This window comes from Aeromonas sp. HMWF015 (assembly GCF_963878965.1).
In the GTDB taxonomy this organism is placed as follows: Bacteria; Pseudomonadota; Gammaproteobacteria; order Enterobacterales; family Aeromonadaceae; genus Aeromonas; species Aeromonas veronii.
Genome location: NZ_CAWNZT010000213.1, coordinates 21,337 through 40,990, shown reverse-complemented (window position 1 = coordinate 40,990; position 19,654 = coordinate 21,337). Strand labels below are relative to the sequence as shown.

Genomic DNA, 19,654 nt, shown 5'->3' with positions numbered 1-19,654 from the left:
GCTCCGAACTGGATGCCTTTTTGCGATCAGGCGCAAGCGGCTGTTGAGCTGAGGCTAGAAGCCCGGCTCGACAGCCCCTACTCTCATGTGACAAGGGCCCGCCAGCGTGGCGGGTCATAAGAGGAAGAATATGAATATCAGTGCGATAGCCAAGGATCTGGTGCCCCTGCTCGGGGGCAAGGAGAATATCGTCAGCGCTGCCCACTGCGCCACCCGGCTGCGGTTGGTGCTGGCCGATGACAGCAAGGTAAACAAGGCCGCCATCGACAAGCTGGAGGGGGTCAAGGGGTGCTTTAGCAACGCGGGCCAAATTCAGGTGATCTTCGGCACCGGTCTGGTCAACAAGGTCTATGCGGAGTTTGTGGCGTTGACCGGTACCGGCACCGCCAGCAAGGCGGAGCTGACCGACATGGCGGCGGCCAAGCTCAACGTGGCTCAACGGTTGGCGCGAACCCTCTCCAACATCTTCGTGCCGATCATTCCGGCCATCGTTGCCTCGGGCCTGCTGATGGGGCTGCTCGGCATGGTGCGCACCTACGGCTGGGCCAATGCCGACAGCGCCCTGTTTGTGATGCTCGACATGTTCAGCTCGGCGGCCTTTATCATATTGCCCATTCTGATCGGCTTTACGGCGGCGCGGGAGTTTGGCGGTAATCCGTACCTCGGGGCGACCCTTGGCGGTATCCTCACCCACCCGGCGTTGACCAACGCCTGGGGCGTGGCCGGTGGCTTCAAGACCATGGACTTCTTCGGGCTCGATGTCGCCATGATCGGCTATCAGGGCACCGTCTTCCCGGTGCTCTTGGCGGTCTGGTTTATGTCCCATCTGGAGAAACAGCTGCGCAAGCGCATTCCGGATGCGCTGGATCTGATCCTCACGCCGTTCCTCACCGTCATCATCACCGGTTTCGTGGCGCTGCTCTTTATCGGCCCGGCGGGTCGGGTGCTGGGGGATGGTATCTCGTTCGGTCTGAGCGCCCTCTATGAGCAGGCTGGCTGGCTGGCGGGGCTGGTATTTGGTGGCACTTACTCGCTGATCGTCATCACCGGCATTCATCACAGCTTCCATGCCATCGAGGCGGGGCTGCTGGCCAATCCGCAAATTGGCGTCAACTTCCTGCTGCCCATCTGGGCTATGGCCAACGTGGCGCAGGGCGGGGCTTGCCTCGCGGTCTACTTCAAGACCCGTGATGTGAAGATCAAGGCCATTACCGTGCCGGCGGCCATGTCCTGCCTGCTGGGTATCACGGAAGCGGCGATCTTTGGCGTCAACCTGCGCTACATCAAGCCCTTCTTGGCCGGTTTGTTCGGCGGGGCCTGCGGCGGCGCCTACGTGGTGGCGGCCAAGGTCGGCATGACGGCGGTGGGCCTGACCGGTATTCCCGGTATGGCCATCGTCCAGCCCATGAGCCTTATTCATTACATCATCGGGCTGGTGATCGCCTTTGGCGCCGCTTTCGCCGCTTCCTACCTGCTCAAGTACAAGGTGGAGTGATGAAGGAAAGCGATCTTCTCAACCAGATTGTCCGGTCGCTGCTGGCCGGACAGCTCAAGGCGGCGGCCGATCCCCATCGGCCCCGCTGGCATCTGGCAGCCCCGGTGGGGCTGCTTAACGATCCCAACGGCTTTATCGAGCACGATGGGCGCTACCACCTTTTCTACCAGTGGAACCCGCTGGGCTGCGAGCACCGCAACAAGGGCTGGGGCCATGTCACCTCCACCGATCTGCTGCATTGGCAGCACGAGCCGGTGGCGCTGTTGCCCACCGAAGCCTATGAGAGCCACGGCTGCTATTCGGGCTCTGCGGTGAGCGACGAGCAGGGGCGTCTGACCCTTATCTACACCGGCAATGTCAAATACCCGGATGGCAGCCGCACCGCCTATCAGTGTCTGGCCCGGGCCGACGGTGAGGGGGGCTTCGAGAAGCTGGGGCCTGTGCTGGATCTGCCCGAAGGCTACAGCGGCCATGTGCGCGACCCCAAGGTGTGGCACGACGGCCAGCAGTGGCTGATGGTGCTGGGGGCCCGCACCCTGAATGACAAGGGTGAAGTGTTGCTCTATCGCGGCGACACCCTGCAAAGCTGGCAGCGGGTGGGCTCCATCGCCGGTAGCGGGCATGGCGGTCTCGGTGAGTTTGGCTATATGTGGGAGTGCCCAGATCTCTTCCCGCTGGGGGAGCGCCATGTGCTGATCAGCTGCCCGCAGGGGATTGCTCCAGCAGGCGAGGATTATCGCAACCTCTACCAGTGCGGCTGGCTGGCGGGCAACTTCGACGGCGAGCGCTTCGAGCACGGGGCTTTCCACGAGCTGGATCTGGGCTTCGAGTTCTATGCGCCGCAAACTACCCTGGACACTCAGGGTCGCCGCCTCTTGTTTGGCTGGCTGGGTCTGCCGGAGGAGAACGAGATTAGCCAGCCCACTGTCGCTTACGGCTGGATCCACCAGATGAGCTGCCCGCGGGAGCTGTTCTGGCAAAATGAGTGGCTCTGCCAGCGGCCGGTGGCGGAGCTTGCGGCATTGAAGGGAGAGCTGACCCGTTTCGATGGGACGCTTGGCGAGTTTCCGGGGCTGGCCATCGACTCGGCCTGGCTTGATCTGGATCTCTGCGGTGAGGGGAGCCTCTGGTTCGGTGCCGTGGCCGAGCTGGTGTGGCAGCCGGGGCGCATCACCTTGCGGCGCCAGAACTGGCAGAGCGGAGCGTGGGAGACTCGCAGCAGCCCATGGGCTGGCGGGCGGATCACCGTGCTGTGCGATCGCTCCAGTCTGGAGTGTTTCATCGATGAGGGTCGTCACAGCCTGTCGGCGCGCTACTTCCCCGGAGAAAAGCCACAACTATCATCAGGTAACGGCGATGATGGCTGCAAAATTTGCCTCAATCACTGGCCGCTGTCGGCATGCCTAGTACAATAGCCCGGTTCTAGTCAGCCGGGAGGCCAGGTGGAGAAGAAGAAACGGATCACGATTGCCCAGATCGCCGAACTGGCGGGGGTGTCCAAGGCGACCGCCAGTCTGGTGCTCAATGGGAAGAGTGCGGAGTACCGGATCGCCGACGATACCCGCAAGCGCATTCAGGCGGTGGCGGAGGAGTGTCACTACCTGCCGAGCTTTCATGCCCGCTCCCTGCGCGAGACCCGCAGTTACACCTGGGGGCTGGTGATCCCCGATCTCACCAACTTCGGTTTTGCCCGCATCGCCCGCGCCCTCGAGGCCCACTGCCGGGAGGCGGGTATACAGCTGCTGATCGCCTGCTCCGAGGATGATCCCGCTCTCGAGCAGCGGGTGGTGGACAACCTCATCAGCCGTCAGGTGGATGGGCTGATTGTCGCCTCCAGCGGCCACAGCGATGACATCTATGCCCGCATTCACGACCGCCTGCCGGTGGTGCAGCTCGACCGCCATATTGGCGAGTCGCGCCTGCCCATGGTGATCTCCGATGCCTGCAAGGCGACCGCCGAGCTGGTGCGGGACATGGTCAGCGAGTGCGGAGAGGAGATCTACTACTTCGGTGGCCTGCTGGATCTCTCCCCCAGCCGTCACCGGCTGGCGGGCTATGAGCTGGGGCTCCATCGCGCCGGTTTTGAAGCCGATGCAGCCCGGGTGCGTCATCGCGACTATCAGCCGAGCTCCGGTTATCAGCTGATGGCCGAGCTGGTGGCCGAGCTGGGAGCGCCTCCCAGGGGGCTCTTTACCGCCTCCTTTACTTTGCTGGAAGGGGTGCTGCGCTACCTCAACGAGGCAGGGCTGATGGAGACAGGGATGCGCCTGTGTACCTTCGATGATCACGACCTGCTCGACTGCATTCCCATGCGCATCGACTCGGTGGCGCAGGATTGTCCGGCGCTGGCCCTCGCCGCTTTCGAGCTGATGCAGCAACTGATTGCGGGCAATCCCCCGGCGCAGACTGCCCAGGTGATCACCCCCAAGGTGCGCTGGCGCAGTCGCCGCTAGCCACTCTTCGCCCATCCATATGAGAAAGCCCCGCCATTGCTGGCGGGGCTTTTTGCTGTTGGCGGATGGAGCCATGACTCTGGCTGACAGCTCAGTCGGTGGTACTGGTGCGCCAGAACACCTGCTTGATATGGGGGTGGATGGCCAGCTTTTGCATCAGGGCATCCAGCTCGTCGCCATCGATGGAGGTAGCCAGCAACACCGCCGAGATCTCCAGATCCCCCTCGCCAAACGGCTCGATGTCGAGCTCGCTCAGGGGGTAGTTGGCCTGCTCCAGCATCTCCTCGAGCCAGTGCAGCACCTCCTTTTGATGCTCGCGCGGGGTCAGGGCCGTCACCTTGTAGGTCACTTCGGTGTCGGTATTGTCCACCGGGCGACGGTTGATCTGATTGACCAGCGGTCGCAGCAGGGTGTTGGCGGCGAGCACAAACAGGGCGCCCAGAATTGCCTCCATGGCCAGCCCGGCGCCACAGGCGGCGCCGACTGCTGCCACGCCCCAGAGAGTGGCGGCGGTGTTGATTCCGCGGATATTGCCCGACTCGCGCATGATGACGCCGGCGCCGAGAAAGCCGATGCCGGAGACGATATAGGCCACCACATGGACCACGTTGTAGTTGCCGCCGTGCAGGTCATAGATACGTTGGGCCAGACTGACGAACAGGGCGGCCCCCACGGCGACCAGCACGTTGGTGCGAAGGCCAGCGGTACGTTGGCGGTACTGGCGCTCCAGCCCGACCAGACTGCCGAGCACAAAGGCGAGCAGCAGGCTGGCCAGGGTGTCGAGCAGGGAGAGCATGTCAATTTGTTGCCACATCTTCATGGCGTACTCCTTCTGATAAGTGCTGGCTTGGCGCAATCCATGATGAAACGCCGGGAGGCGGATGGATCAGGGGATGATTGCGCGGCTGGCCAGCAGACAAACAAAAACGCGGCGTCCCGGGGCGCGAGCATCATCGGATGCCCTGACGCTTGGAAAGGACGCAACAAGCGGGGCCAGCGTGGCTGGCCCCTTTCACTGTGGTTAACGCAGGTGTGCGGTCAGTTGAGTTCGGGATCGCAGTTGATGCGCGGGCGCAGTTGCCAGCGCACCGGATGTGCTACTCCGACCTGATGAACGAACTGCACCAGATAGCGTCGCTGGGGCGGGGTGCACTGCAGGTTGAGCACCAGCTCTCGCCCGCCGCCGCGACCCGGCTTCATCGATTGCATCGGTTGCAGCCCCGCCGGTTGCAGGGTGTGGTTCACCATATCCAACACCTGCTCCATATCGGCGCGATCCTCACAGCGGATCTGCAGCCGGTAGTGGTGCTGACGCTGTTTGCCGCCCAGCCAGCGTGGCAGCATGCCACGGCCGAGCCGGCTCAACAGGGGGTGAGCCCGGGTTGCAACAGAACCTGTTGCGACCGCGCGATCCGCAGCCGGTTTGATTGAGATAAAACGCATAGCAGCCTCCTTGTGGGAAGCAGAAACTATGCAGGCATGGCGACCGTGGCGGTTGGCCACTGGTTGCCAGACGTCAAGTGTAAAAAGGGAGAAGAGGGGAGTGGATTTCCGCTTCTCGCAGGGTTGCGAGTTGCGGCAGAGAAAGACCTGCGGCTAGCTCGCGACCTTGGTACCGACGATGAGGGTCGGTCTACAACTGTCACTTGATGAGTTGCCCACTGATGGTCTCCGCTATTGATAAGAGGCTCGAATGATAGCCGAGGTGGCAGGCAGGGTAAACCCCGCGCTGCCCGCAGCAACATCTTGAAACATAATCGAAAGCCCCGTTTTGCCGAGCAGGGCCGCCAAAAGCAGACCCGGCGAGGGCCGGGTCTGCAGGGTCATTCGGTCTTGTCGATGCCGAGGTATTTGAGCATCAGTTTCTCGTAGATGGGCTCGGTATCCCCCACCTGCATCTTGTGCAGGAAGTACTTCTCGAAGGCGATCTTGGCCAGATGGACCCACTTTCCTTTCTTGAACCAGGCGACGTTGCGCGGCGGGATCTGCGGCATGGCGACGAAAGCGGCACCTGTGTCCCCCATGTCTGCCAGACAGATGGCATTCCATACTGCCTTGGTCACCGGCGGTTGGCCGCTGAGCTCCGCCTTGATGTTGTGGCTCAGGGTGCGCACCATCGCCTCAATCATATAGCCGGTCTTGGGCACCCCGGTTGGCACCGGCGTCTTGTACGGCGGGGCAATGGCGATGCAGACCCCGGCGGCGTAAATCTGCGGGAAGGCGGGGTTGCGCTGGTGTTCGTCGACGATGACAAAGCCGCGGGGATTGACCAGCCCCTCGATGCCCCGCAGCGGTGCAATGCCGACAAAGGCGGGCAGCATCATGGCGTGTTTGTAGGGCAGAGTGTGGGTGCGCTTGATGTTGCCCTCATCGTCCAGCTCCTCCACCGTCATCTGGCCATCTTGCGCCGCCACGGTGCGGGCATTGCAGATCCACTGCACGTCGCGCATCCGCAATTCGCTCTCCAGCATCCCCTTGGAGTCACCCACGCCGTTGAGACCCAGATGGCCGATGTAGGGCTCGCTGGTGACAAAGGTCATGGGCACATTTTTTCTCACCTTCTTGTCGCGCAGGTGGCGATCGAGGATGAACGCATACTCGTAGGCGGGGCCGAAGCAGGAGGCGCCCGGCATGGCGCCGACAATCACCGGGCCGGGCTCATCTACCAGGGCACTGACACTGTGGCGGCACTCTTCGGCGTGGGAGAGGGTGCAGACGCTGGTGGTGCCACCGGATTCGGGGCCAGCCCCCGTCACCTCGTCAAAGGCGAGGGCCGGGCCGGTGCAGATCGCCAGAAAGTCGTAACGCAGGGTCTGGCCATCGGAGAGGGTGAGCTGCTGCGCCGCCGGTTGCAGCTCGGTCAGGGCGGCATGGATAAAGCGGATCCCCTTTTTCTTCACATGGGGTTCGATGGGGATCGAGGTCTCCTTGCGCTCCCGCCACTGGACGGCAATCCAGGGGTTGGAGGGGGTAAATTCAAAGTCCGGCTTGTCATTGATGAGGATCACCTCATGCTGCTTGCCCAGTTCGGCCTTGAGTTCGTAGGCGGCAGACATGCCCCCGAGACCCGCGCCGATGACGATTACCGTTGCCATGTTCAGCCTCCTGCGTTTATTACACGCTCATGTGAGCCGGGTCATCCGACCCTGTTATTTAAATCCTATCCGTTTGAGGATCATCGCTGCCGGGCAGAAACCGGTGAAGGCGCTCTGGATCAGGTTGACCCCGACAAAGGCACTCAACCAGACAAAGCCCGGATGAACCCAGGTGGTAAAGATCAGCGAGAGCAGCAACATGCAACCCGCGACGATTCTGACTCCGTTATCTACTGTCATGGTCTTTCTCCTTCTCTACTTTAGATGTTGCTAATTTAGTGTTGTTTTATACAATAGAACAAATATCAGCAATTGCTAATTTACTCTTATGAGCCAATTCGACGAGATGAACAGACATGCGACAGCCGCCGCCTCCCTGCTCAAGGCGTTGGCTCATCCCGAACGCCTGATGGTGCTCTGCCAGCTGGTGGAGGGGGAGAAGGGGGTCGGGGAGCTGCTGGCCCATAGCCAACTCGGGCAGTCGGCCTTCTCCCAGCAACTTTCGGTATTGAAGCGCTACGGCCTGATCCGTTCGCGCAAGGTCTCCCAGCAGATCTACTACTCGCTGGTGAGCGAGGCGGCCGCCGATGTGTTGGGCGCGCTGCAAACCCATTTTTGTCACTCAGAAAATAAGGAATCTTGATGATGGAAAGCCAATGGCTGCTCTCTTTGGGCGGTGGCATGCTGGCGGGGCTGTCGGCCCTGATCCTGATGTTGTTCAACGGCCGGGTGGCCGGGATCAGCGGTATTCTGGCCGGTGCGCTGCAACACCGTGCGCCGTGGCGGGTGCTGTTTCTGCTGGGGCTAGGGGCGGGTGCCTGGTTGGCGCTGACCCTGGGCTGGGCCACCATGCCTGCATTCACCACGCTGCCCGGCTGGCCCGTTGTGCTACTGGCCGGTCTGCTGGTCGGGGTCGGTACCCGTCTTGGCAATGGCTGCACCAGCGGCCACGGCATCTGTGGCATGGGGCGGCTCTCCCTGCGCTCCATCGTCGCCACCCTGACCTTTATGGCGGCAGGCTTTATCACCGTCTTCGTCACTCATCATCTGCTGTAAGGGGCTGATCGCCATGAAGTTGCTGACAAGTTTGTTTGCGGGTGTGTTGTTCGGACTGGGGATGGCCATCTCCGGCATGGTGGATCCCGCTCGGGTCACCGGTTTTCTCGATCTGGCCGGGGCCTGGGATCCCAGCCTCGCCTTCGTGATGGGAGGCGCCCTGCTGGTCTTTATGCCGGGTTACTTCTTGCTGGTGAAACCCCGTCGTCAGAGCGTGCTGGGGGAGCCCATCGTTGCCGTACCGGCCCCTCGGCTCGAGCGCAGGCTGATCGGCGGGGCTGCGCTGTTTGGCATCGGCTGGGGATTGGTCGGTATCTGCCCGGGGCCTGCTCTGAGTCTCATTTCCAGCGGGCAGCCCATGATAATGTTGTTTATAGCAGCCATGGTGGCCGGGATCTTGCTGTTTGACAAAGGACTGGCCAGGGTGCTGACCAAGGCGCCAGTTCGGGGAGTGGATAAGGTGCGCCAGTCCCATACCGCCTGATCCCGTGAAGTGACTGATTACGCCAGGGAAGGAGAGTAATGATGGAAAAGATCCGGTTGCTGGGGATCACCATGTTGGTGATGACATCGCAGGCCATGACATCCCCCCGGGCCTTTGCCGCGGACGGGGAGCCAGAGCCCCTGTTGACAGTGGCGCCACAGCCGGTGACCGACTGGTTGACGCTGGATGGTACCGTCAGTGCCATCAATCAGGGGACGGTGGCGGCCCAGACCAGCGGCCGGGTCTCCCGCATGCTGGTGGATGTGAACGATCAGGTGCAAGCGGGGCAACCGCTGCTGGAGATCAGCGGCAAGGAGCAGTTTGCCGCCGTCACGGGTGCCGAGGCACGGCTGGCCCGGGCGCAGGCCCAGCAGGTGGAGGCAGAGCGCCAGCTTGCCCGCTTTCAGGCGCTGATCGCCAAGGGGGTGATCACCCGCGCCCAGCTCGATAATGCCCAGGCGACGGATCGCGCCGCCCGCGCCGAGGTGAATGCTGCCGATGCGGCTCTCACTCAGGCCCGCGAGGCCTACGGTTATACCCGCATTCTGGCTCCCTACGCCGGAGTGGTGACCAAACGGCTGGTGGAGTTGGGGGAGACAGTCGCCCCCGGCACCCCTCTGCTCTCCGGCTTCTCCCTAGACACACTGCGGGTGGAGGTGGAGTTGCCCCAATCCGCCCTGACGCTTGCTCGTGAGCCTGCGGATGTGCAGGTGCTGCTGCCCGATGGCAAAACCGTTACTCCGGTCAAATTGACCCGCTTCAACTATGCCGACAGCCAGAGCCACGCCTTCAGATTGCGCCTCGACTTGCCGCCGCAAACCGCCGGGGTATTGCCCGGCATGTGGCTCAAGGTGCAGCTCAAGCAGGGTGAGCGTCAGGTGTTGCAGGTACCGGATCGCGCCCTGTTGCGGCAAGGGGAGTTCAACGGCGTCTATCTGCAGCAGCCCGCTGGCTGGGCGCTGACGCCGGTGCGGGTTGGCCACTGCTTGGCGGGGCAGTGCGAGATCCTGGCCGGGTTGCAAGCGGGCGACAAGCTGGCCCCCGATGGCTGGGCGCAGCAGCAGGAGGTGGCCCATGAGTAGCGAGCTGAACGGCAACAGGGAGAGGCCGGGGCCTGCCGGTCGGCTGGCTGCGCTGTTTCAGGGCTCGGCCATCACTCCGTTGCTGGCGCTGGTGGGGCTGTTGCTCGGCCTGTTTGCGGTGCTGGTGACCCCCAAGGAGGAGGAACCGCAGATCGATGTCACCTTCGCCGATGTCTACATTCCCTTCCCGGGAGCCACCCCGGCAGAGGTGGAGTCTCTCGTCACTACTCCTGCCGAGCAGGTGGTCTCCCAGATAAAGGGGATCGATACCCTCTACTCCTTCTCCCAACCCGATGGCGCCCTGCTGGTGGTGGTGTTCAAGGTGGGGGTGAGCCGCGAGCAGGCCATTGTCGATCTCAACAACCAGCTCGACTCCAACCGCGACTGGTTGCCACAGGGGATCGGGGTCGGTCAGCCGCTGGTAAAGCCTAGGGGGATCGATGATGTCCCCATCGTCAGTCTCACCTTATGGAGCAAAGAGTGGGGCAAAGAGGGGAGCAAGCAACTGGGGGCACCCGAGCTGACCCGGGTCGCCCATGAGCTGGAGACCGAACTCAAGCGCATTCCCGGTACCCGCGATATTTACACGCTGGGCGGCCAGAGCGCCGTGCTGCGGGTGATGCCGGATCCGGCGGCCCTCAGCGCCCACGGCATCAGCTGGGGCGAGCTGAGCCAGCGACTTGCGGCCGCCAATCAGGTGGGCCCGACACAGGCCATCGAGCAGAACAACAGTGAGATCAAGGTACAGGTGGGGCAGTTCCTGCAAAGCGAGCAGGAGGCTCGTGAGCTGGTGGTGGGGCTGCACGACGGCAAGCCGGTCTATCTGGGGGATGTGGCCAGGGTCTCTCTGGGTCAGGAGACCCCGACCAAACGCAGCTGGATGGGGCTGGGGCAGGCCAGTTATCCGGCGGTGACTCTAGCCATCGGCAAGCAGCCGGGACAGAACGCGGTCGATGTGGCCAAGCGGGTGGAGGCGAGGGTCGAGAGTTTGCAGAACCGGTTGATCCCGTCTGGCGTCGAGGTGACGGTGACCCGTGACTACGGCGTCACCGCCGAGACCAAATCCAACACCCTGATCGGCAAGCTGATTTTTGCCACCACGGCGGTGGTGCTGCTGGTGCTGGTGAGTATGGGCTGGCGCGAGGCGCTGGTGGTGGAGGTGGCCATCGTCATCACCTTGGCGCTGACCCTGTTTGCCAGCTGGGCCTGGGGCTTTACCCTCAACCGGGTGTCGCTGTTTGCGCTGATCTTCTCCATCGGCATTCTGGTGGATGACGCCATAGTCGTGGTGGAGAACATCCACCGCCATCGCGGTTTGGGCAAGGGTGCGCTCAAGGATCTGATACCGGGGGCGGTGGATGAGGTGGGGGGGCCGACCATACTGGCGACCCTGACCGTGATCGCGGCCCTGCTGCCCATGGCCTTTGTCAGCGGCCTGATGGGCCCCTACATGAGCCCTATCCCCATCAATGCCAGCATGGGGATGCTTATCTCCCTGCTGGTGGCCTTTATCTTCTCCCCTTGGCTGGCGAGCCATTTACTTAATGGGGAGGTGCACGGTGCCCACGGCGAGGCCAAGGCGGGTCTCTTTCACCGGCTGATGACCCCTTTCCTGATCGGTGATGGCGCCAAGCGCGCCAGACGCAAGCTCTGGCTGGTGGTGTTGCTGCTGGTCGGGGCCGCCACCGCCATGCCGGTGGTGCAGTGGGTGGTGCTCAAGATGCTCCCCTTTGACAACAAGTCGGAATTTCAGCTGGTGCTTGATATGCCGGAGGGGGCGACCCTGGAGCAGACCGAGCGTACTCTGCTGGCGGTCGGGCGAGAGCTTGCCAAGGTGCCGGAGGTGAAGGATTACCAGATCTACGCCGGTACCGCGGCCCCCATCAATTTCAACGGGCTGGTGCGCCACTACTTTATCCGCAGCGGCGCCAACGTGGGGGATATTCAGGTCAATCTGGTGGACAAGCATGAGCGTGATCGCAGCAGTCACCAGATTGCCCAGTCGGTTCGGGAGCCGCTGCAGGCCATCGCCAGTGCGGCAGGGGGCAACCTGAAAGTCGTTGAGGTGCCCCCCGGCCCGCCGGTCTGGTCTCCCATCGTTGCCGAGATCTATGGCCCGACTCAGGCCGCCCGCGAAGCGGCCGCGCGCGCCGTACAGGCCCGTTTTGTGGCCACGGCGGATCTGGTGGATGTGGATATCTATCTGACCGACCCGCAGCCCAAGTGGCGGCTGGTGGTGGATCGCAGTAAGGCGGCCCTGCTCGGGGTCGATCTCGGGGATCTGGTGAACACCCTCAATGGCGGGGTGGGTTATCAGGATGCCAGCTGGCTGCAGGGGCACGGTGCCAAGTATCCGGTGCCGATCCGCATCGAACTGGCTCACGGTGACAAACGGGATCTGGCGGGCGTACTGGCCCTCAAGGTGCGCAGCCAGAGCGGCCAGCTGGTGCGGGTCTCCGAGCTGGTGAGTCGTCGTGATGAGCTGGCTCCCAGCTATATCATGCACAAGAACATGCAGCCCATGGTGATGGTGGTGGCCGACATGGGCGGCCACACCGACAGCCCGCTCTACGGCATGTTTGCCGCCGGTGCCGACATCGATCTGCCCCAATATTACGTGCAGCAGCCCGACAAACTGGGGGAGGTGGCGCTGTTGTGGGACGGTGAGTGGAAGATCACCTACGAGACCTTCCGCGATATGGGGCTAGCCTACGGGGTGGGGATGATCCTCATCTACCTGCTGGTGGTGGCCCAGTTCCGCTCCTATCTGGTGCCGCTTATCATCATGGCTCCCATTCCGCTCACCATTATAGGGGTGATGCCGGGCCACGCCCTGCTGGGAGCCCAGTTTACCGCTACCTCGATGATCGGGATGATCGCCCTGGCCGGGATCATCGTACGCAACAGCATCCTGCTGGTGGACTTTATCGAGCAGCAGCGCAGCGCCGGAGTGGCGTTCGAGCAGGCGGTGATCGAAGCGGCGCAGGTGCGGGCCAAACCCATCATGCTGACGGCGCTGGCGGCGATGATCGGGGCTCTGTTTATCCTCGATGATCCCATCTTCAACGGACTGGCCATCAGCCTGATTTTCGGGATCCTGGTCTCCACTTTGCTCACCCTGGTGGTGATACCCTTGCTCTATTATGCCCTGCTCTCCCGACGCACATGACGGGAGTCACTAGCGAAAGGATGCGCGATGAAGAGAGGTTGGCTGTGGTGGGGAAGTGGCGCTGTGGTAGCGGTGGCTGCTGTGGCATGGTGGTGGCGCCCACAGCCGACGCCGATCAGGCTGGCTGAGGTCGGGCGCGGGGATGTGCTGGTCACCGTGGTCAATACCCGGGCCGGCACCATCAAGTCGTGTCAGCGGGCTGGGCTCAGTCTGCCCGGGGGCGGCGTGGTGGAGCAGATCGCTGTCAAGGCCGGGGAGAGGGTGGCGCAGGGGGAGCTGCTGCTGACCCTCTGGAGCGACGAGATCCGCGCCGATCTCGCCCGTGCCCGCGCCCAGCAGGCGCTCGGCAAGACCCAGCGCGAGGAGCGTTGCAGCGAGGCGGCCTACTACGAGCGGGAGGCCAACCGGCTGGCCACCTTGCTGGCCAAAAACCTCACCTCCCGCACCCTCGCCGAGCAGGCCCAGAATCTGGCCGATACCCGCCGCTATGTCTGTCAGGCATCCCGTCAGCAGGAGCGGGTCGACGAGGCGCAGGTCGCCCAGGTGGAGGCCCGCTTGAGCGAGCGCCGCCTGCTGGCGCCGTTTGCCGGTGTGGTGGCGGAGGTCAACAGCAAGCTGGGCGAATACATGACCCCCTCACCGCCCGGAGTGGCCATGCCTCCGGTTATCGATCTTATCGACGATCGCTGTCTGTATGTCTCAGCTCCCATCGATGAGGTGGATGCCGCCCGCCTCAAGGTGGGTCAGTCTGCCCGGGTGCTGCTCGACGCCATGCCCGGGCGCGATTTTGCCGCCACCGTCATCCGTATCGCCCCCTATGTGAAGGAGCTGGAGAAGCAGGCCCGCACCGTCGAGGTGGAGGCGGCGCTCACTGCCCTGCCCACTGATGTGCCCCTGCTTATTGGCTACAGCGCCGACCTTGAAGTCGAGGTGACCCGCGCCACCGATGTGCTGCGGGTGGCAGCCAGCAGCCGGGCCGACGATGGCAGCGTGCTGCGGCTGGAAGGGGATAAGCTGGTGCGGGTGGTGCCCCGCTGGGGCGTGGAGAACTGGAACTGGATTGAGGTGGCCGAGGGGCTCGCCGCCGGTGATCGGCTGGCCGCCCAGCCCGGACAGATTGTTGGGGAGGGCCCTTTCAGCGCCGCCACGGAGCAGACGGATGAGTGATCTCATTCGCCTTGATGCCGTCAGCCGTCGTTTCACTCTGGGGGGTAGCGAGGTGGCTGCCCTCGATCGCGTATCCCTGCGGGTTGCCGAGGGGGAGTATCTGGCGGTGATGGGCCCCTCGGGCTCCGGCAAATCGACCCTGCTCAATGTGCTGGGGCTGCTGGATCGGCCCGATGAGGGGCGTTACTGGCTGGGAGGGGAGGATACCGCCACCCTGTCAGAGCCGGCGCTGGCCCAGCTGCGCGGTCATCGCATCGGCTTTGTGTTCCAGTCGTTTCACCTTATCTCCCGCCTCACCGCCCGTGAAAACGTCGAGCTGCCGCTGATGTTGTGCGGGATCGCCCCCGCCGAGCGCCATCGCCGAAGCCAGCAGTTGCTGGGGGAGCTGGGGCTGGAGAACTGGGCCGGGCACCGCCCCGCCGAGCTCTCCGGCGGTCAGCGTCAGCGGGTGGCCATCGCCCGGGCCATGGCGATGGCGCCGCGGCTGATCCTGGCCGATGAACCCACTGGCAATCTCGACTCCCGCTCCGGGGAGGAGGTGATTAGCCTGCTGGAGGGGCTCAACCGGGAGCAGGGGATCACGCTGGTGGTGGTGACCCACGACCCGCGCCTCGGTGAGCGGGCGGGCAGGCGGATCCTGATGAACGATGGCCACATCAACATTGATAGCGGCGGTGGCTGAATGCGGCGGCCCGATGTGATCCGCTTTGCCGCCGTGGCCCTGCTGCGTCAGCGCTCACGGGCGCTGGTCTTGATCCTGGCGGTGAGTCTGAGCGTCACCTCGGTGCTGCTGCTCACCGCGCTGGGGGAGGGGGCGAGGCGTTATGTGGCCGACCAGTTCAGCTCACTTGGCAAGGATCTGCTGGTGATGTTCCCGGGCCGCAAGGAGACCACCGGCGGGCTGCCGCCGGTCACCGGCAACAGTCTGCGGCAGATCACTCTCGATGATATGCACTACCTTGGCCAGCATCAGCCAAACGTGCGGCTGGTGCCGCTGGTGATGGGCTTTGCCGAGGCCAAACAGGGGGCGCGGCTGCGCCAGACCATGCTGCTTGGCAGCAGCAACGGGCTGCGCGATACCCACGGGCTGGAACTGCTCTCCGGCCGCTGGCTGCCGGGGGATGCCGCAGAGGACAGGCCGGCCGTCCTGCTTGGGGCCAAGGTGGCCCGTGAGTTGTTCGGTCAGGCCGATCCGGTCGGCCAGTGGCTGCGTTTTGACAATCGCCGCTTTCGGGTGGTGGGGGTCTTCACCAGTCAGAGCAGCAATCTGGGGATGGACATGGCCGAAGCCGCGCTGATCCCGGTCGGTAGCGCCATGCGGCTGTTCAATACCGAGGGGCTGTTTCGGCTGCTGATCCAGCCGCTGGCGGGGCAAGCCGTGCCGCCGCTGGTCAAGCGACTGGAGCAGCTGATGCAGGGGCGCCACGGGGTGCTCGATGTGACAGTGGTGCGCCGCGACGCCATGCTGGCCACCTTCTCCACCATTCTCTCGACCCTCACCCTGGCAGTTGCCGGCATCGGCGCCATCAGCCTGCTGGTCTCCGGCATCATGATGATGAATCTTGCGCTGATCAGCACCCGCCAGCGCACCGGCGAGATCGGCCTGCTCAAGGCGCTGGGGGCCGACAGTCGCCAGATCCGCCAGCTGTTTTTGTGGGAAGCTCTGTTGCTGAGCGGCGGTGGCGCGCTGTTTGGCACAGCCTTGGGCTATGCCCTGGTGGCCCTCGCCGGAGTGATTTGGCCCGGATTTCCGGCGGCGGTCCCTCTGCTCGCTACTTTCTGCACCATACCGGCGGCCCTGCTGACCGGGCTGTTTTTTAGTTGGTTGCCCGCCTCCCGTGCGGCACGGCAAGATCCGGTCAGCAGCCTGCGCAGCGGGCAGTGGAGCGGTGGCTGATGCGCGCTGTCGATCTGCTGTTCTGGCTCTGGCGCGCCTTGCTGGCGGGGCGCAGTCGCAGCCTGCTGTCGGCGCTCGGCATTGCCATCGGGATCGCTTCGGTGACCCTGCTCACCGGCATCGGCGAGGGGCTCAGGCTCTATCTGCTCGACAGTTTCTCCCAATTTGGCACCCGGCTGATCGCCGTGACCCCGGGCAAGACAGAGACCGCCGGCGGCCCGCCCGGCATCCTCTCCAGCAGTCGTCCCCTGCTGCTGGAGGACGCCGATGCCCTGGCCAAATTGCCGGGTATCGAGGCGGCGCTCCCTGTGGTGCAGGGGCAAGGGGAGGTGCGCAGCCGTGGGCTCACCCGCAGCACCGCCATTCTGGGCACCGGCCCGGCGGCGCTCTCCGGCTGGCGACTCACCCTGGTGCAGGGACGTTTTCTGCCCGCGGACGACAGTGCCATGCCCCGCGCCTATGCGGTGCTGGGGGCCAAGGTGGCGGCTGAGCTGTTTCCCGGTGGCGATGCGCCTGGGAGTCTATTGCGCGCTGGTGATCGCCGTTTTCGGGTGGCCGGGGTGCTGGCGCCCAAAGGGCAATTTCTCGGCTTTGATCTGGATGACATGATCTATCTGCCCGCTGCCCACGCCCAGGCGCTGTTCAACAAGGAGGGGCTGCAGGAGATCGATGTCATCTATCGCGCCGGACAGACGGAGGCCGAGATCACCGCCCAGATCCGGCGAGTGCTGATCGCCCGCCACGGCGCCGAGGATTTCACCCTCACCTCCCAGCAGGACATGCTGACCAGTCTCGACAAGATACTCTCCATCATCAAGCTGGCGGTCGGCGGGCTCGGCATTATCTCGCTGCTGATCGGGGCGGTCGGCATCTTCAGCATCATGAGCATCGCCCAGCAGGAGCGGATCCCCGAAGTGGGCTTGCTGATGGCGCTGGGTTGCCCGCGGCGCCGCATCCTTCTGTTGTTCCTGCTGGAGGCCGTGGTGCTGGCGCTGCTGGGCGGGGCCATGGGGCTGGCCCTGCTCGGGGGGCTCAAGCTGCTGCTCGCCCTGCTGGCGGCCGAGTTGCCGCTCACCCTCCATCCTCTCTATCTGCTGCTGGCGCTCGGTTGCAGCGCTCTGGTTGGTCTGCTGGCCGGGGTCGCCCCTGCCTTGCGGGCAGTGCGCCTCGACCCCGTGGTTGCCCTGCGGGGTGACTAGGTGACCACCTCCGCAACCGGCACGCTGCGCTCAGATCTGAACAGGGGGAAGTAGCGGCGATCCGCCTGACTCATGTGGCCGACCACCAGCTCCTGAATGATGAAGTTGAGCAACTCGTCGTTGCCCAGAGTCCCCGCTTTGGCAGCGTGCAGCAGCTGGCCTGCCTTGTTGAGCAGGCGCTGGTGATCCTGACGGTGGCTGACGAGCTCCCGATAGTCTATCTCCGCCAGCATCTGCTCTTCAAAGGCGAAGTGGTGGCGGGCCATGTCGAACAGGCTCTCCAGACTCTCCAGAAACGGGGCCGGATCCTCGTGCTGATCTTTCATCCGCTCCAGCAGCCGGTTGGTCAATACGAAGAGCTGGCGATGCTCGGCATCGATACGCGGGTGACCGCACTCGTGGCCGGGTTGCCACAGCAGGGCGCCCTGCTCGGGATCAAGGCCCTCGGTAAAGAGGCAGACCCGGCCGCGGCCGCGATTCTTCGCCTGATACATGGCCTGATCGGCGTGGTGCATCAGGGTTTTGGCATCCTCCCCGTGCTCGGGATAGAGCGCCAGCCCGATACTGCTGGAGATGAGCAGCTCCTGCCCCTCCAGCTGGAACGGATGGCGCAGCTGTTGGTGCAGCTTGTCAGCCACCGCCAGCACTTCGTCGCCACTCTCCGGAAGCAAGATAACGAACTCGTCGCCCCCCAGCCGTGCCACCAGATCCTGTTTGCGCACGCAGTGGCTCATCCGCTCGGCCACCATATTGAGCAGAATATCCCCGGTCTCATGGCCGAAGGTGTCGTTGATCGGCTTAAAGTGATCGAGATCGATAAACATCAATGCCAGCGGACGGGGTGCCTCCTGCTCCATCAGCTCCTTGAGCCGTTGTTGCAGCAAGCGGCGATTGGGCAGCCCGGTGAGGGGATCGTAGAAGGCGAGGCGGCGCATCATCTCCTCCCGTGCTGCCCGCTCGGTGATATCCCGGGTGACCCCGAGGATCGCCTCCGGCTGGGCATTGTGGTTGCCATGGAGGGTGGTGATGGTCTCGGTCGCCACCAGATGGCCATCCTTGTGGCGCAGCTGGGTGCGAATGACCCGGCGGGTCTGATCGTGTTCCCCCCGCTGCCAGGCCTCCAGAGTGGCGGAGATCTCCTCACGCAGCAGTTTCCTTGAGGCATCCGGCAGCAGCTGTTTGAGGGGCAGGGCAAACAGCTCGGGGGCCTCGTAGCCGCTCAGGGGGGCGATGGCTGGGCTGACATAGCGAAAGCGCAAGCTGGCGGCATCCATGGTCCAGATCACATCGGCACTGTTTTCCGCCACGAAGCGATAGTGCTGTTCGCTCTGGGCCAGTTCACGGGTCAGCCGCTGGCGATCCCGCGCCTCCTCGCGCAGGCGCAGATAGAGGTGCAAGAAGATGCCGAGCAGGGTCATCAGGGTAAAGGTGATGAGCATGGCCACCGCCACGCTCTTGTCGAGCAGCTGCCGTTGCTGGCGCAGCCGCTCCTGCGCCGGGTCGTAGATAAAGCGGTCGAGGTTGGGCAATACCGTGAGCATGCCCGCCTCCAGATAGGTTTTGGCGATCTGCAGCCAGCGCTCCTGCTGCATGTAGCCAGGTTCGATCAGATCCGGCTGCATCAGCGCTCTGGTTTCGCGAGCCTCGAACTCCAGCTGTTCACGGCCAGCCCCGGTCGGGTACTGCTCCATGATGAGGTTGATCATCTCTTCGGGGTGGTCCATCGCATAGCGCCACCCCTTGAGGCTGGCCTGCTGGAAGGCGTAGACCCGATCCTGTCGGGTGATCAGCTCCCGCTCGGAGGTAAACAGGTTGTCGCCGTAGAAGTCAAAGTCGATGGTGCGCGGGCTGAAGACCCGATAGGGGATGCCTCTTTGCTGCAGATAGAAGGGCTCGGTAGTGCTGTAGGCGCTGATGGCATCCACCTTGCCCGCCAGCAGTGCCTCTATCCCCTGTTTGTAGGGGAGGGTGACCCAGTCGCGGCTGCGGGTCTGGTGAGAAAGGTAGGTCAGAAGCTCGTTGGAGCCAGGCTCCAGCATCAGTCGCTTGTTGGCCAGATCGGCCGGGTTGCGAATATCTGGCCGATCCAGCGTGAGCAGGATCAGCGGCGAGTGCTGCAGCAGGGCGGCGAGCACCACCACCGGACGACCGGCAGCCCGATCCAGCAGCAGATCACTGCCGCTGATGCCAAACTGGGCCTTTCCCGAGAGCACCTCGCTGACCACATCGGTGCGGGAGTCTGCTTCGCGCAGGGTGACATGCAGACCGGCCTCCCGATAAAACCCTTTGGCGATGGCCGCGTAGTAACCGGCAAACTGGAACTGGTGTTGCCAAGGCAACTGGACGATGACCTGCTCGCCGGCTCGCACGGGGGGAGAGGTCAGGGTCGCGATGACCATACCGACCAGCATTGGCAGAAACCAGCTGAGGCGCTGGCGGGGGGCTGCGTTCTCCGTCATACAACGTTTCTCTCGGGAGCGGTGTCTAGGCTAGATTCAAGCAATTTTGTGTCACCTGCAAGGGGAGAAAAGGCGATTGCAATGGGGTACAGGGGGGT

Annotated in this window: 17 protein-coding genes; 12 read left to right on the top strand and 5 right to left on the bottom strand. The window is 63.7% G+C overall.

The genetic code is table 11. The features are described 5' to 3' along the window. Positions 1–130: 130 nt before the first annotated feature. Genes AACS18_RS11750 through AACS18_RS11740 form a run of 3 tightly spaced genes read left to right on the top strand, consistent with a single transcriptional unit; the run spans position 131 to position 3,948 of the window. Positions 131–1,495, top strand: a complete 1,365-nt coding sequence (locus tag AACS18_RS11750; RefSeq protein ID WP_043818633.1) for a sucrose-specific PTS transporter subunit IIBC — start codon at positions 131–133, stop codon at positions 1,493–1,495. Continuing rightward, the gene (locus AACS18_RS11745; RefSeq protein WP_108612367.1) at positions 1,495–2,910 is read left to right on the top strand and encodes a glycoside hydrolase family 32 protein; all 1,416 of its coding nucleotides are present in this window, start codon (positions 1,495–1,497) and stop codon (positions 2,908–2,910) included. The genes AACS18_RS11750 and AACS18_RS11745 overlap by 1 nt, the downstream gene beginning before the upstream one ends. A gap of 27 nt (positions 2,911–2,937) precedes the next feature. After that, entirely contained in the window at positions 2,938–3,948 is a 1,011-nt protein-coding gene (locus AACS18_RS11740) for a LacI family DNA-binding transcriptional regulator (protein WP_108612366.1), read from the top strand. A gap of 91 nt (positions 3,949–4,039) precedes the next feature. On the opposite strand, the gene AACS18_RS11735 is transcribed toward AACS18_RS11740, so the two are convergent. The 4 genes from AACS18_RS11735 to AACS18_RS11720 form a co-directional block, all read right to left on the bottom strand. Further along, positions 4,040–4,768 carry an MgtC/SapB family protein gene (locus AACS18_RS11735; protein ID WP_108612365.1) on the bottom strand — a complete coding sequence of 243 codons (729 nt, stop codon included), beginning with the start codon at positions 4,766–4,768 and terminating at the stop codon, positions 4,040–4,042. A gap of 218 nt (positions 4,769–4,986) precedes the next feature. After that, positions 4,987–5,391: a hypothetical protein gene (locus tag AACS18_RS11730; protein WP_108612364.1), complete on the bottom strand. Its 405-nt coding sequence runs from the start codon at positions 5,389–5,391 to the stop codon at positions 4,987–4,989. 380 nt (positions 5,392–5,771) lie between these two features. Continuing rightward, a complete protein-coding gene (locus tag AACS18_RS11725; RefSeq protein WP_108612363.1) occupies positions 5,772–7,043 on the bottom strand; it encodes an NAD(P)/FAD-dependent oxidoreductase in 1,272 nt (423 codons plus the stop codon). A gap of 54 nt (positions 7,044–7,097) precedes the next feature. Further along, complete coding sequence (locus tag AACS18_RS11720) at positions 7,098–7,283, bottom strand: YgaP family membrane protein (RefSeq protein ID WP_108612362.1); 186 nt, start codon at positions 7,281–7,283, stop codon at positions 7,098–7,100. 88 nt (positions 7,284–7,371) lie between these two features. Here AACS18_RS11720 and AACS18_RS11715 point away from each other — a divergent pair, with 88 nt between their 5' ends. Genes AACS18_RS11715 through AACS18_RS11675 form a run of 9 tightly spaced genes read left to right on the top strand, consistent with a single transcriptional unit; the run spans position 7,372 to position 17,097 of the window. Beyond that, positions 7,372–7,686, top strand: coding sequence for an ArsR/SmtB family transcription factor (locus AACS18_RS11715; RefSeq protein WP_005338008.1), 315 nt, complete (start codon positions 7,372–7,374; stop codon positions 7,684–7,686). Next, on the top strand, positions 7,686–8,099 hold the full coding sequence (locus AACS18_RS11710) for a YeeE/YedE family protein (RefSeq protein WP_069554757.1): 414 nt from the start codon (positions 7,686–7,688) through the stop codon (positions 8,097–8,099). The genes AACS18_RS11715 and AACS18_RS11710 overlap by 1 nt, the downstream gene beginning before the upstream one ends. Positions 8,100–8,112: 13 nt before the next feature. Then, positions 8,113–8,583 carry a YeeE/YedE family protein gene (locus tag AACS18_RS11705; RefSeq protein ID WP_181363266.1) on the top strand — a complete coding sequence of 157 codons (471 nt, stop codon included), beginning with the start codon at positions 8,113–8,115 and terminating at the stop codon, positions 8,581–8,583. 41 nt (positions 8,584–8,624) lie between these two features. After that, entirely contained in the window at positions 8,625–9,665 is a 1,041-nt protein-coding gene (locus AACS18_RS11700; protein WP_108612360.1) for an efflux RND transporter periplasmic adaptor subunit, read from the top strand. Beyond that, positions 9,658–12,834 carry an efflux RND transporter permease subunit gene (locus AACS18_RS11695; protein WP_108612359.1) on the top strand — a complete coding sequence of 1,059 codons (3,177 nt, stop codon included), beginning with the start codon at positions 9,658–9,660 and terminating at the stop codon, positions 12,832–12,834. Before AACS18_RS11700 ends, AACS18_RS11695 begins: the two co-directional genes overlap by 8 nt. Positions 12,835–12,861: 27 nt before the next feature. Next, on the top strand, positions 12,862–14,001 hold the full coding sequence (locus AACS18_RS11690) for an efflux RND transporter periplasmic adaptor subunit (protein WP_108612358.1): 1,140 nt from the start codon (positions 12,862–12,864) through the stop codon (positions 13,999–14,001). Next, positions 13,994–14,683 carry an ABC transporter ATP-binding protein gene (locus tag AACS18_RS11685; protein ID WP_108612357.1) on the top strand — a complete coding sequence of 230 codons (690 nt, stop codon included), beginning with the start codon at positions 13,994–13,996 and terminating at the stop codon, positions 14,681–14,683. The genes AACS18_RS11690 and AACS18_RS11685 overlap by 8 nt, the downstream gene beginning before the upstream one ends. Continuing rightward, entirely contained in the window at positions 14,684–15,898 is a 1,215-nt protein-coding gene (locus AACS18_RS11680; protein WP_108612356.1) for an ABC transporter permease, read from the top strand. It begins immediately after the preceding gene. Further along, positions 15,898–17,097 carry an ABC transporter permease gene (locus AACS18_RS11675; protein WP_108612355.1) on the top strand — a complete coding sequence of 400 codons (1,200 nt, stop codon included), beginning with the start codon at positions 15,898–15,900 and terminating at the stop codon, positions 17,095–17,097. The genes AACS18_RS11680 and AACS18_RS11675 overlap by 1 nt, the downstream gene beginning before the upstream one ends. Here the strand turns inward: AACS18_RS11675 and AACS18_RS11670 are convergent. Then, the gene (locus tag AACS18_RS11670; protein WP_108612354.1) at positions 17,094–19,556 is read right to left on the bottom strand and encodes a diguanylate cyclase domain-containing protein; all 2,463 of its coding nucleotides are present in this window, start codon (positions 19,554–19,556) and stop codon (positions 17,094–17,096) included. The two genes, AACS18_RS11675 and AACS18_RS11670, sit on opposite strands and share 4 nt — an antisense overlap. Positions 19,557–19,654 lie beyond the last annotated feature (98 nt).